This is a genomic window from Nocardia sp. SYP-A9097 (assembly GCF_009649815.1).
In the GTDB taxonomy this organism is placed as follows: Bacteria; Actinomycetota; Actinomycetes; order Mycobacteriales; family Mycobacteriaceae; genus Nocardia.
In genome coordinates this window covers 401216-415017 of record NZ_WJIC01000004.1, presented here as the reverse complement: position 1 = coordinate 415017, position 13802 = coordinate 401216, and the positions used below count along the sequence as shown (strand labels likewise).

At 65.9% G+C, this 13802-nt stretch carries 11 protein-coding genes; 6 read left to right on the top strand and 5 right to left on the bottom strand.

Going from position 1 to position 13802, the window contains the following annotated elements; all coding sequences use genetic code 11:
* Position 1: 1 nt before the first annotated feature.
* The 4 genes from GFY24_RS12030 to GFY24_RS12015 all read right to left on the bottom strand — a co-directional run bounded on the left by GFY24_RS12030 (position 2) and on the right by GFY24_RS12015 (position 3537).
* The gene (locus GFY24_RS12030) at positions 2-1264 is read right to left on the bottom strand and encodes an acyltransferase (RefSeq protein WP_153805070.1); all 1263 of its coding nucleotides are present in this window, start codon (positions 1262-1264) and stop codon (positions 2-4) included.
* Positions 1261-2169 (bottom strand): SGNH/GDSL hydrolase family protein, encoded by a 909-nt coding sequence (locus tag GFY24_RS12025; RefSeq protein WP_153805069.1) that lies wholly within the window; start codon positions 2167-2169, stop codon positions 1261-1263. Before GFY24_RS12025 ends, GFY24_RS12030 begins: the two co-directional genes overlap by 4 nt.
* 18 nt (positions 2170-2187) lie before the next feature.
* Positions 2188-2553, bottom strand: coding sequence for a hypothetical protein (locus tag GFY24_RS12020; protein ID WP_153805068.1), 366 nt, complete (start codon positions 2551-2553; stop codon positions 2188-2190).
* Positions 2554-2676: 123 nt separating this feature from the next.
* On the bottom strand, positions 2677-3537 hold the full coding sequence (locus GFY24_RS12015; RefSeq protein ID WP_153805067.1) for an Ig-like domain-containing protein: 861 nt from the start codon (positions 3535-3537) through the stop codon (positions 2677-2679).
* 185 nt (positions 3538-3722) lie between these two features.
* On the opposite strand from GFY24_RS12015, the gene GFY24_RS12010 reads away from it, so the two are divergent.
* The 6 genes from GFY24_RS12010 (at position 3723) to GFY24_RS11985 (ending at position 12063) form a co-directional block, all read left to right on the top strand.
* Positions 3723-3989 (top strand): hypothetical protein, encoded by a 267-nt coding sequence (locus GFY24_RS12010; RefSeq protein WP_153805066.1) that lies wholly within the window; start codon positions 3723-3725, stop codon positions 3987-3989.
* Entirely contained in the window at positions 3986-4399 is a 414-nt protein-coding gene (locus GFY24_RS12005; protein ID WP_153805065.1) for a hypothetical protein, read from the top strand. The genes GFY24_RS12010 and GFY24_RS12005 overlap by 4 nt, the downstream gene beginning before the upstream one ends.
* A gap of 978 nt (positions 4400-5377) precedes the next feature.
* Complete coding sequence (locus GFY24_RS12000) at positions 5378-6754, top strand: hypothetical protein (protein WP_153805064.1); 1377 nt, start codon at positions 5378-5380, stop codon at positions 6752-6754.
* Entirely contained in the window at positions 6751-8127 is a 1377-nt protein-coding gene (locus tag GFY24_RS11995; protein WP_153805063.1) for a VWA domain-containing protein, read from the top strand. Before GFY24_RS12000 ends, GFY24_RS11995 begins: the two co-directional genes overlap by 4 nt.
* A 10-nt stretch (positions 8128-8137) precedes the next feature.
* Positions 8138-9256: an AAA family ATPase gene (locus GFY24_RS11990; protein WP_153805062.1), complete on the top strand. Its 1119-nt coding sequence runs from the start codon at positions 8138-8140 to the stop codon at positions 9254-9256.
* Positions 9253-12063 (top strand): DUF5682 family protein, encoded by a 2811-nt coding sequence (locus GFY24_RS11985; RefSeq protein ID WP_309230749.1) that lies wholly within the window; start codon positions 9253-9255, stop codon positions 12061-12063. Before GFY24_RS11990 ends, GFY24_RS11985 begins: the two co-directional genes overlap by 4 nt.
* 41 nt (positions 12064-12104) lie before the next feature.
* Here GFY24_RS11985 and GFY24_RS11980 read toward each other — a convergent pair whose 3' ends face one another.
* Positions 12105-13682 (bottom strand): hypothetical protein, encoded by a 1578-nt coding sequence (locus GFY24_RS11980; RefSeq protein ID WP_153805061.1) that lies wholly within the window; start codon positions 13680-13682, stop codon positions 12105-12107.
* Positions 13683-13802 lie beyond the last annotated feature (120 nt).

Here is a 13802-nt window from a genome sequence, read left to right as displayed (position 1 = left end):
GCTACTTCGCGCGGGCGAAGCGGCGCATGATCGGCACATCCACCCAGTGGTACAGCGCAGCGGCGACGGCGGTCGCGACAACCAGGCTGAGCAGTGCGAACCCGGCCCAGCCGACAATCCCGAATTCCCTGCCGCCGATGAGGTTTCGGGTGATCAACACCATCACCGGGAATTGGATCAGGTAGAAGGCGAAGGAGATATTGCCCAGCCACACCATGCGCGGATGCGCGTTGAGGCCGCGAATCCCGCGCAGATCCCGTGCCGCCATGGTGGCCACCACCGCCGTCATCGGTGCGAGCAGCAGCACCGACATCTTGTAGTTCACCGGCACCACCCACGTCGCCGCGTACGCGACGGCCAGCGTCAGCAAGGGAAACGTGAGACTCGTAGTGCGCCAACGCCCTTCGAGTACCATGCGGGCCGCCAGCACGCCGAGGAAGAACTCCGGCAGCCGCGAGGCCGGGAAGGTGTAGCTGAGCCAATACGAGGGCGACACCGGGATATCGGGCTGCGCGAACCACGCCGGTGAGGCGTGCAGCTCGAAATACGGTGAGGTATCGCCCGGAACCAGCCGCGGCGCAAAGGCATTCGCAACGCCCTTCGGGCCGTCCACCCACAGGAAGTACGCCGTGTGCAGCGCGACGATCCCGAGCATCAGCAGCCCCATCGACAACAGCAACCGTTCCGTCGGTATCCGCCGGATCAGAGGCAACACCAGCGGAAAGCTCAGGTAGAACAGAACTTCCGCCGCCAACGACCACGCCGGTACATTCAACCCGCCCACGGTGGTCCACTTCGGCACCCAGGTGTGCACCAGCAATAGATTCGGCACCCACACCACCATCCGCGACAGCGGCACGCTCGCCACCACGATGAACGCGGCGGCCGCCAGCAGATGCGTCGGATAGATCTTCAGTACCCGCCGGCGATAGAACGCACGCACCGACATCCCCGGCCGGAACGACCAGTAGATGATGAAGCCGGACAGCACGAAGAAGAACGTGACGCCCGCGGCCCCCAACTGCATCGGCACCCATTCGTGGATATGCCGGAACAGCTCCGACTTCTGAAACGGGTACACCGGCAGAAACACCAACGCGTGCAATACGAATACCGCGAACGCCGCCCACCACCGTGCCCCGGTCAGCGACGGCAGTGCGGGCCGCTCTCGCAGCGCCCGCTCCACGGAGTACGCCCGCGTGTCCGGCGCGACGGCGCCGGGCTCATCGCGCGGCGCGGAGAGGACCTCGGGCGGGCGGGTCATCGTGCGTACTGTTCGTGCAGCGCATTCGCGACCACGGCGTCACCCTCGGGAGACGGGTGGAACGGCAGGCCACCGAAATTGATGATCGGATCGAACGCGCCGTTCACCCACGGTTGCGGCGAGCACTGCCCATGCCCGGCGGTCAGCGCGCGGGCGTCGAGGAAGTCCAGCTTCAACTGCGCGGCGGCTTCGCGCTCCGCCTGGTCGATCCTGTTGAAGTATTCGACGACGGTGCGGCCCTGCGGCTGCGTGAACGGCACGAGGCCGAAGAAGTCGAGGCACACGGCGTCCTGGTCCGCTCCGAACAGCTCCGGGTACCCGACCAGCACGATGCGCGCATTGGGTGCGTAGTACCGGATGTAGGCCACCACATTGCGAATGCGGCCGGCATACGCGGCGCCGGACACCGTGCGAGGATCGGGCATGCGACCCTGGTCCACGGCGTCGGACCCACAGCCGGCGGCGAGATCGAAAACGCACTGTTGCACTGCGTTCCAAAGGGATTGGTCGGAGCCGCCCCAGTAGTCGTTCAGCCCGAACTGCAGCGTCACGAGTTCGGTGCGCGGCCCGAACGCGCCGGCCTTGTCGGCGTCACGCGCTTCGATGCCCAGCGTGTACCCCGCGCCGCTGTCGATCGACGCTCCCACACAGGACTGGTCCGCCACCTGATCGGACCCTTGCAGGCCCATCAGCTTGCTCAATTGCGCGGGCCACGCCGTCAGGCCCCGCAAGCACTTCTGTTCCTTGGACAGCGGGTCGAAACCGTTCGCGGTAAACGAATCGCCCAGGACCACCAGCCTTTTGCCCTCGGGAGCGGCTTCCGCGCTCACCCCCGCAGCCTTTGTCATGACGGCCGCGACCGCGACCACCGCGGCGAACAACCACCGTCCACTGTTTCCCGACACGTGAATTCTCCGGCTTTCTCAGTAGCCCGCGCGAGGTTCGAAGCCGGGCGCGTCCAATGTCGGCGGCGCCGGCTTCTGCTGCTGGGTTTGCGGCGCGGGCTTGGGCGCGACCGGCTGTGCCGCAGGAGCTTCCGAGGTGGCCTCGGATTGCGGCGCGGGCAGTGCCGGAGCGCTCGGCGCGGGCGCGTCCGTGCTGGTCGCCGGGGCCGCCGCGCTGCTCGCCGGGGCTGCGGTGGTGCTCGGCGGGGCCACGACCGCACTGGTCGGTGACCCGCCGTCCGCCTTATCGCTCCCGCACGCCGCCACCCCGCCGATCAATACGACTGCTCCGGCTACGGTTGCGGCGAAGCGCACGGCGAATACACCTGGGGAACGAAACTTCATTGAATCCTCGAATCGCGAACTGAAGTGTGAAAATTTCACTTCAGCGGGAGTGTACAAGAGACCCCCCTCGCACCGACCCCGGATTCGGCAAGACGGAAATTCCGTGGGCAACCGGGGAGGCGATCAGCCGAAGGATCCGGTGCTGGGCTTGGGAGTTGGGCTCGGCTCGGTCGGCTGATCGGCGACGGTCACCACCTTGGTGGTCGACGAGCCGGCGACGCCGCTGCGGCCGGAGAAGGTCGCGCCGATGGTGTACGAGCCCGCCGCACCCGGGGTCCACACGATCGTGGCCTTGCCGTTCGCGGCGACGGGGATATCACCGAGAACGTTGTCGCCCGCCTTGAATTGGATGGTGCCGCCCGCTGCCGCCGGTGCCACGGTCGCCTCCAAGGTGACGGCCTTGCCGGTCTGCGCACCGGCCACATCGGTGAGCACGGTGGTCGACAAGGCATCGCTGGACACCGTAATGGCCGGGCCCTTGTCCTGGTAGGTGCCGTCGCCGAGCGAGCCACCGTAGTGCATGGAGGTCGGCAGCGGAGTGTCGCGGGCACAGTTGACGCCCACCTTGTACTGCACCTCGAAGGTCTGCGACTTCGGCGAAATATTCGGGTACACAGGGTATTTGGTGATGCCGAACGAAGCGCGCACCCAATCCGAGGACGAGGTGTCGAGCTCAACCTGGTCACCACCCATCTTCGCCGACCCAGCGACCGGGGTCAGACAAGCCGGATGCAGATCCTTGACCGAGTAGATGTACTCCACCGGAATGCCGGTCCGCTCGAATGTCGTTGTGACAGTGACAGTGTCACCAACAATCGGATTGACGTTCGAAACCGTCCGAGTGAACTTACTGTTCCCATCACTCCACGTGATCGACCCCGGCGCCGCCGAAGCCGTACCCGGCATCGCCGCAACCGCAAACCCCGCCGCCACCGCGAACGCGGCCACCGACCCGGCCACCCGCTGCATACTTCTGTCCACCATCGTCGCTCCCACATACATCGGGCGTCCCTCGACATCGTCATCGAGGCGCTCGCACCCAAGTTGCAGAGCAGTAGACCACGCCCGAACCCCTAGCGGGCCAGATTCAGAAATGAACCCAAGTCAGATTGCGAACTCGACGGTTTACACGCTCGCCATAGTCACACTATGGCAGCTATAGTCTTGCTATGGCAGATCCGGTTCACAAGACAACCATCCAAACCAGCGCCACGACCCGCGACAAACTCAAAGCCCGCACCCCCGACGGGCTCACCATCGAAGACACCATCGTCAAGCTGATGAACGCCGACGATGCCCGCCGCGCTCGCCGGCAAATCCTGCTCGATCAGCGCTTCCGCGACGCGGCCACGAACACCGCTTCGGTCGCCCGCGCCAACCGCATGGCCGACACCCTCGCCGAGCTCGCCGCCGGAGACGAGGCCGCCCACCAGTGACCATCTACGTCCTCGACGACACGGTGTTGCGGGCATTCGGGGAAGGAAGCGACGATGCCGCCAACCTGATAGCCAGTCTCGATGCCCGCAGCATCCGCATGGCCATCCCCCAGATTGTGTTGATCAGGGCGGAAGCCGGGCTCTCCGACGAACAGTGCGAATACATCAACGCCGTCGTCGAACGTGTCGATCACATACTCCTCGACGACCTCACAGAGCTCGATCACCTGTCCGCCATCGCACACGTCGCCGCGTGGATCGGGCAGCCCGAGGACTCCGCCGCCGCGCATGCCCTCGCCCTGGCCCGCCGCCTCGACTGCCCGATACTCACCATGAACGCCACGCGCTGGGAACACGCCCGAGCCGCAATCCCCTGGCAGGTGCGCATCGTCGAATTCCGGCAGGACTAACCTTCGCGACATGTGAACCCATTTGCTGCACAACATGTTTCAAATGCTCGGCCGCACCGCCATCCGAACAACACAGACCTCAAAGGGTTTGCCGGGGTGACCGAGGGGCACACTTGCCGCGCCACCGAGACGACCTATGCCGCCTCGGGTTCGAAGGTGACCGGCCCGCGTTCGTCGTCGTAGTGCAGCAGCTGGCCCTGGAAGTCCAACGGGTCCGGCAATCTTCACGGAAGGGTGATCCCCGGCCGAGCGGTCGGTGACGTGCCGCCAGCGCAATTGCGTTGGTAGGAAGGGGAATACGGCCGGGCGAAGGCACCGCGAGGTGGGGTCGTGGCGGGGCGGTCGTTGCCGGGTGGGGTGGGGCGGGTGGGGAAGTTTGCTTTACCTGGGGGTTTGGGGGTGGGGCGGTGGTTGTCGGTGGGGTCGCATACCTTGGGCGCATCGTGATCGATCGGGAGGGAGAACGATGGGCTCGGAATCGGGTGCCACGCTGGAGGAACCGGCTTGGGAGAGTGGGGCTGTGGTGCGGGTTTTGCCTGCTGTCGCGGCGCGGAAGTTGAATAAGGTGCCGTTCGTGGAGATGGCTGAAGGGCGGCTGCAGGGGGTGGTGTCCAGTGGTTCCGATATCTCGCGGGTTTATGTCGCGTCGGTGACTGCGGGGACTCATGGGTTGAGCTGTAGTACCAATAACAATCGGCCTTGCGGGGGGTTGAATCAGGGGTGGGGGACCTGCAAGCATCTGGATTCGCTTATCGAGGAAGCTGTGTTGCAGTACGGGCAGGATCGGGTGGCTCGGTTTCTGCGGGTCGAGGTGCCTGAGGGGTCGCGAATTGTGCACTGCCTCACGGGGACTCGGGATCCGGCTCCTGCGGCTGCGGTGTTCAGCCGGTTTCTGCGGCATTTGACCTACCTTGAGCTGCCGGGTAGCGCGATGCCGATTCCGGAGCTGCACTGGTTTCCGGCGGGGGTGGATCACTGATGCGGGCTGTACAACTGGCCGCGCTGGCGGATGCGCCGACCGGCATCACGGCGGCACTGGATGCGGTGCAAGGCTTCGATAACGCGCTGGTCAATGGGTTTGCCCGGGTTTCCGAACCGCAGAGCGCGGCATTGGCGGGGCTGGCCGGAGCGGTGGCGGGATCGCCACTGGCCGAGGCGGTATCGGCCGCGGTGTCGAAGGTGAGCACGGGAGCCATCGGTACGGAGGAACTGTCGGCGCTGGCCGCCGCGCGTGCCGCACTACTGGGGTCGGTGCATGACGCACTGGTCGAACAGGCCGATACGGCGTTGGGCCGCAATCGATTCGAGTGGACTGCCACGCCGGATACGACCGCTTCGAGCCCGCTCGCGGCGGGGCCGCGCGCCTGGCTGGGCGAACTCGCCATCGCCGGATGGCGCGGCGTGGACCACGATCTGGTGGCGGCTGCCGATAAGACAGTCGAGGCGCTGCTGGCCGAACCCGCGCTACGGCGGCTGGCGATGCTGCTGGACGGCTTCACCGCCGAACTGAGCGCTTGCGCGCCGATCGCGAGCATGGACCGGGTGCCCGCACGCCGGTGGGCCGACCTGTGGACGCGTGCTCTGCTGCTGTCCTGGCGCGGCACGGAATCAGCTGCGCGCGAATCGGTTTCGGGTCGGCTGCTCCCGCTGGGCGTGGACGTGCACGAGCACGGCACCGCGGTGCAGGTGCAGGTGTACGGCGTGCTGGAGATCGCCGGCGCACCGGCCCGTCAGGTGCGGGTGTCGGTGGTGGCGGCCAAGGTGGATACCGTTGTGGGACCGGCGATTTGGCAGCTGCTGGGTGCGCATCGACAGTTGCTCACCGCGCTGGCCGAGCATCGCGCGCTGGAGCTCACCGATATGCCGCTGACCGCGACCGGTGATCTGCTGTGGGATGACGATCGGGCGAAGGCCGGGGAGGCCGCCGATCCGTTCGTCACCGCCAATGTGCAACTACCGCAGGCACATCCCCCGGCCGTCGCACCGCTGGATCGCGATCCAGTGCATATCGCCGTACCGGTTCTGTTCGAGGGGTACCGGTTCCGCGACGGTGCACTGGAATTGGGCGAAGCCCGGATCCGGGTGGAAATGGACGCGCTGCCGTCCGCCGGTCCGCTCACTCCGGTCGGGGTGCGGGGTTCCAGCACCATGATCGGATTGCTGCGCTGGGATGCGAGCGGCTGGTCGGTGCGACCGCTGGCCGTGCAGCGCAAGGTCAAGACCGCGCTCACCGCCTTCCACAACGGTGATTGGGCGCTCGGCCCGACCGATCCGAAAGTCGCCAAGGCACAAGCCAAGTCGGGCGATGCCGTGGCGGTATTGCGCGAACGCGCGGGAAAGCTGCTGCGCAAATGACGAATCACGAGACACGACGACAGATCCTGTACTGGCGGCTGCTGGCCGGTGTCTTCACCGGGGATCAGCAGCCGACGCTGGAGCAGGCGAGCGCGGGCATTGTCGACGATCTGGGGTTGCCCCTGGCGGTGCTCGATCCGGGCATCTCCATAGACAATGTGGTGCAACGGTATCCGGCCATGCAGGCGGAGTTCGACAGCCTCGACTTCTCCGAGACCGAGCACGCCACGGCTGGAGACGCCCAGGCCGAGGGCACTGCGGCCAACAACACCGAGGACTCGGTAGCCGAGACCGCGGAGATCGAGGCCGCGGCCGAGGCACCCCAGACCATCGGCGCGGCCGATGTGCGCACCGCCGCACTGGTTTCCAAGCTGCTGCTGAACGTCTTCGCCACCGGCTCCGGCCAAGTCAGCGCCACTCAACTGGCAGGCTGGCAGTCCGATGCCAATTGGCTGCGCCGCTGCCTCGGCGAAGAGGCCGGTGCCGTGCAGGGCGTACTCACCGGTCTCGAAGGCGAACTGGTGTCCCGTATGCGCCTGCGCGAAGTCCTCGCAGATCCGCATCTGGCCGCTCAGCTCACCCCGAGCATGTCGCTCATCGAACAACTGTTGCGCGATAAGCACAATCTCTCCGGCGTGGCCCTGGCCAATGCCAAACGCCTCATCCGCCGCTACATCGACGAGGTCGCCGAGGTGCTGCGCACCCAGGTGCAGCAGACCAGCGTCGGCACCGTCGACCGCTCGGTCCCACCCAAACGCATTCTGCGCAATCTGGATGTGGACCGGACCATTTGGAAGAACCTGCCCAACTGGAATCCCCAGGACGAGCGACTGTATGTCGACCGGCTCTACTACCGCCAGACCGCCAAGCGCACCGTTCCGGCCCGCATGATCGTGGTGGTTGACCAGTCCGGTTCCATGGTCGACTCCATGGTGAACTGCACCATTCTGGCGTCGATCTTCGCGGGCCTGCCCAAGGTGGATGTGCATCTTATCGCCTACGACACCCGCGCCCTGGATCTCACCCCGTGGGTGCACGACCCGTTCGAGGTGCTGCTGCGCACCAATCTCGGTGGCGGTAATGACGGCCCGATCGCCATGGCCATGGCGCAACCCAAGATCACCGACCCGAAAAACACGGTGCTGGTGTGGATTTCGGACTTCTACGAGTTCGACCGCTCGCAACCGCTGTTCGAGGCCATGGAAGCCGTACACCGCTCCGGGGTGAAGCTCATCCCGGTCGGCTCGGTGAACAGCTCCGGCCATCAGAGCGTCAACCCGTGGTTCCGTGAGCGGTTCAAAGCCCTTGGCACCCCGGTGATTTCCGGGAAGATCCAGAAACTCGTGCACGAACTCAAGAACTTTCTCGATTAGGAGACCTGCCATGACCGAAGTTTTGCGCGCCCCCGCCGAGGTCAAGTACGCCGAGGAACTCGATTGGCTGGAGTCCATCGACGACGGCCCCAAGCCGTACACGTGGCGGCTGAGCCCGAAGATGGTGCGGCTGTTCATCTTCGGCTCCGAACGCGCCGACGGACTGGACCGCGAAGTAGCCCAGAAGTGGTTCGGTGACCGCAGTTTCGTCGAGCGCAGCATTGTCACGCTGGCCTCGGACCGGGGTCTGCTGCTCATCGGCGATCCGGGTACCGGCAAGAGCTGGCTGGCCGAACTGCTGGCCGCGGCCATCAGCCGCAATTCCACGCTGGTGGTGCAGGGCACCGCCGGCACGACCGAGGACCACATCAAGTACTCGTGGAATATCTCCATGGTCATCGCCAAGGGCCAGTCGCGCGAGTCGATGATCCCGTCGCCGATCATGACCGCCATGGAGCAGGGCGTTATCGGCCGCTTCGAGGAGCTCACCCGCTCCACCAGCGATGTGCAGGACGCGCTGATCTCCATTCTCTCGGAGAAGTACGTCTCGATTCCGGAACTCGATGACGACAATGTGGTGTTCGCGCAGCCCGGCTTCTCCATTATCGCCACCGCCAACAGCCGCGACCGGGGTGTGAACGACCTGTCCTCGGCGCTCAAGCGGCGCTTCAACTTCGTGCGAATCCCGGTGGTGTCCAACAAGAAGAGCGAGGCGGAGATCGTGCGCTTCCGCACCGCGGAACTGCTGCGGCGGCACTCCCTCGAACTGGAACTGCCGCCCACGCTGCTGGACATCCTGCTGGAGAGCTTCGCGGACCTGCGCGCCGCCGCGGCCGCCGCCACCAGCGATGACGACAAACTGGAGTCGGCGCTGTCCACCGCCGAGCAGATCGGCGTACTCGAGGACGCCATCCTGCACAGTCAGTTCTTCGGTGAGAAGGAACTGCGCGCGGAGACCCTCGCGAGTTCGCTGGTCGGATCCCTGGCCCGGCGCACGCCCGAGGATCTGGCCATTCTCAACAAGTACCTGCACGGTGTGGTCGAGCCGCGCACCAAGGACAAGAAGGGCGCAGCCCCGTGGGGCGAGTTCCTGGAGGGCGGCCGGGCCGCGATCGCGAGGCTTTCGTGACCGTCTCCGAAACCCGGCCCGCGCCGAATACCTTTGCCGCACTGCGAGATCAGCTGTCGGACGCGGCCGTCGCGTTCGCCGGCGCGCCCGGCGCGGCGGGCGACATCCTGGCGGGCATTGTCGACGATGTCGACCGGGCGCTCTCGGAGCGGCTGGAGATCTTCCCGGTCTGCCACCACTCCCCCGCGTCCGGCCTGGCGATGGTGCGGCGGCTGCGCGAAAAGCAGCCCGGCGTCATCTATATGGAACTGTGCGAAGATATGCGGCCGCTGCTCGACGAGCTGCGCAACTGCCGGTTACCGGTGGCACTACAGGCTTTCGCCACCGATACCGAGGGTTTCCCGGCCGAATGGGCACCGCTGTCGGTGGTCGCGCCGATCACCGAATCCTCGGCCGAGTATCAGGCCATCGCCTACGCGCTCGATACGCCGGGCGTCGAACTGGTGCTGGTGGATCGCTCCACCGATCATGTCTTCCAATGGGCTCCCGAGGCCGAGGAAGCACCGTCGGAGACACCGTCCGACGGCGAGCAGCCCGAGGACGACGGGCTGCACGGCGGGGCGATAGGTCTCGAAATCGGTGATCTGCGACCACGTTTCGCCGAATTGGAAGAACACCTGCTGCACCACGGCAAGGTCCGGCATTGGTCGGAGTGGTGGGATCAGTACGTAGAACAGCCCCTCGCGGACGCCGACTACGACACCTACCGACAGGTCATGGTGATGATCGGCAGCCTGTTCCGGCGACTGCGCCGCGGCAGCACCGCCGAGGACGAGAATCGCGAACGCTACATGTGGACCCGTATGCGGGAACACCTGTCCGCCAACGATATCGACCCCGCGCGAGCGCTGTACGTGTGTGGCGCGGCCCATGCGGCCAGCCCGGTCGAACAGTTCGGATTGGCATCGGACGCACCGTTCGAGATCTCGCCGCGCTCGGCGACCACGTGGCACTACGGGCTGATTCCGTCCAGCCACACCGCGATCGAGGCGCAGTTCGGACTGGCCGGTGGCGCGGTATCGATCGCGGCGGCCACCTGGGCCAAGGGCTTGCGGCGCAGCAAATTACAGCCGTTCGAGCTGGAAGGCCAGCCGGGGGCGAAGAAGCGCACCAAGAAGCTGGCACTGCTCCCGGCGGAGCCGGAAGCCGAAGTGGCGGACCAGCTTTCGGGCTTCCTGTCCCGGCCGCCGGTACTGGACCCACTCGATGAGGCCGAGCTCCTGGAATGGTCGGTGGATATCGTCCGGCTGGCCCGGCGCAACGGCTACCTGGCCAGCACCGCCGATGCCATCGCCATCTTCGAGACCTCGATCCTGTTGGCGGGCTTGCGAAATCGTGCCCGGCCGACACCGTACGACTTCCAGGATGCGGCCGTCACCTGTATCGAGAAGGACCGGGTGCCGGGGCGTCGCGATGTGCGGCGGCTCTGCGAAATCCTGCTCGGTGGCGACCGTATCGGCCAGGTCGGCTATGCGGCGCTGCCGCCCTTGGCCCGCGATGTGCTCGACCGGTTGGAACCGCTGGGACTGGATCTGTCCAAGCGGACCCTGCAGCGCGCGCTACTGGACCTGAAGTCGAATCCGGACCTGCGGCCGTGCTCGGATCTGTTGTGGCTGCTGCGCAGGCTGCTGCCGCAGGATGCGTTGCGCCCCATCATGGGCTCACGCGGACTGGGCGAGACCTCGATCCAGGAGAGCTGGGATATCGGGCTCGGCAAGCATCAGCGGTCGCTGGTCGAACTCGGCTACGAGGGCGTATCGGTGGAGCAGGTGCTGGAACAGCGCCTGCGACGCGCGGTCACCGCACCCGACGCGACAGCGGCCGTGGCGCTGGGCGCGGTCGAGGACGCGCTGGTGTATCTCGGATCGATCCGGCTCGCAAGCGAACTCGGCAATCGCGCGGTCGAACTCCTCGCCACCGAACGCACGGTCGACGACGCGCCCGTCGTGCTGCGCCAGATCCGGTTGCTGCTCAACTACTTCCGCTCCACCGAAGACGGTCTACCCGCCTGGTGCGAACGATTCGTGACAGCCGGCTACGCGCACTACTGCACCCTGCTACCCACCGCCTTCACCGCCGAAGAAACCGGACCGGCGCAGGTGGCGGCCATGCTCGGCTTCCTGTTCGGAATGGAGAACCTGGCACTCTCGCTGGGCTGCGATCACACCCAGCTGGAATTGGCTGTGCTGCAATCACATCCGGAGTCCCCCGCCAAGGTGGCCCTCCTCTGGGCGGCACGTTTCCAGCTCGGCATGCTGACCATGGCCGAGCTCCGCGACCGGTGCGACGCCATGCTCGCCAATCCGCTTGTGCTGCCCACAGTTCCACAGTACGTGAGCGGTTTCGTACAGGCCATCGACCCGGCCCCCGCCTTGAAACCCTTTGTGGTGGAATTGCTGTCGAAAGCCTTCGGCACTCTCCCGGACGCGGTCCTACTCCCCTGGCTCCCGAAACTGATCACCACCCTCAAGGATCAGGCAGGCGACCTCATCCCCGGACTGGTCCGGGAAGCCGGCCGCACCTTCCCCGGCGCCCTACCCGCCGTAGACGCCTTCATACCCCCCTGGTCAATCGAATTCACCACGCCCGCAACACCGGTGGCAGCCGCACCCCGCGGACCGGCCACCGAACTACTGGCAGCCCACGCCGCCACCTGCGACGCACTGGCCGGACTCCTCGGTATCGAAGGCGGCTGGCAAGAGGCCGGACCAACCGGAAACCGCGAGGTAACCGATTTGCTCGACCGGTTCCCCGCCACCGCCGCCGCACTGGCAGCACAGTTCGGGATGTCAGCGGCGCGCAGCTGACCCCGCGGTCGTTCAGCGCAAACGTCAACCGCGACTTCAGGTCAGGACCGGCAATCCGCCGGGCCCGGCCTGAAGGCGGCTCGCCGGGATCGGCAGTCCAGCGGCAGTGCGGCGGGAATGTGTGGATGGCTCCGACGTGGCAGGTCCAGTGCCAGGCGGCCACGCTCCTGAAGTATTGCCAGCACCTTCGCCAGGTGGTCGACGCCGTTCAGTTGCGAAGCCGCCCAGAGCGCGAGATCGAGAAACGCGTCGGTGCTCTCCATCGAGTAGCGGCGCGAGTACGTCCTCGGCATATTTCGCGCATACCACCATCGCCGGCATGCCTCCCTCGTACTTCGGACGAGGACGGTCTGCAGTAGGCGCTCGGAATCCAGGACCGGGCCCCACCATTGTTCATATGCGTTCATGCCGTCGTCGCTCGGCGACAGTGGGCCCAGCCCGCTCATCTCGAAGAACAGGATGTGCGCGACATCGTCCCAGGGCGTGACGAAGCGGCCGGCCGATTCGAAATCGATATCCACCACGCACCGCGCGATTTCCGCACGAATCTCATCGGTGTCCAGCCGGATGAGACGACACCCCAGTTCGGCGGCCGACTCGTCGGTGACCCATATTCGATTCTTCAGATGCGCGTCCCGGAATGCCACCGTGCAACTCGATTCCAGCAGCTCACCCAACCGCCGGAAGTCGGCGACCGCATCGGCGAGCGAGGCGGCGGGGATCCCACCGTCCGCGAGGCACCGCAGGGCCATATCGCCCTGTTCCCCATAGGGATAGCTGACCTTCGGGAAATCCACGCGGACGGAGTCGGCGACGGATCGAAACTCCGACAGGCTCTGAATCGAGTCGTAAACGATTTCACCGAGAATCCCGCACGCCGCTACCGTCGAGCCATCGTGCTGTCCGATCCGATTCAGCGTGCAGGCCAGTTCGAACAGTGAGATGCCATGAACAGCCTCCATCGACACCGGGGCGGCGTGGGATACGAGCATCGAAAGGTCCGAGCCCACCGCGTCGGTCCAGCCGACCGGGCGGAAATGCCGCGTATGTTTCCGGATGCCATGTGCGGCAACGACCCACGCCATCTCCGATGCGTTCTCCCGCGCACCCGAGCACCACTTCTCGAAGGTCCGGTGCACCCCTCCCGCGGCTGGCTTACTACCGTGCACCTCGTCGATGACCTCCAGGACGGCGTTGCCCTTATAGAGGCTCGGCCATTGTGGCAGGCTGTCCGGTTCAACCGGAGAGGTCAGCCACGAGGTGTTCCCGTCCGCCTCTATCAGTCGCCAGAGTCCGGCGAACATACCCAGCACCGGGCCATGGTCATCCGGTGTCAAAAGTACCGATTTCGAGAAGTCGTTCGCGATCGCCATGGGCTCGGCGGCGGCGTCCAGTACCAGCACGGCATCGGCGCCGATCAGCACGAACTCCGCGAGCATCTCGAACCGATGCAGGCCCACCGACAGCCGATTCGCGGCCTGCGGGAAATGCTCTCGAACTTGCGCGACCGAGCGCAGAATTGATCGCCGCAGAATCCACGCATGCCACGATTCACCGCCGGTCGTATCGATCCACCGCAGGAAGGAGGGCCCGTCCGGGTCCGGGTAAACCACGCTCACCGCCGGGATCCTCGAATCCGACAGGCATTCGCGCACCAGATCCGAGGCCGCCGGAACCATCGTGCCGACACAAACAATCCTGACCGGAGACCTTCGCCTCGACGCCAACAGCCGAATCTC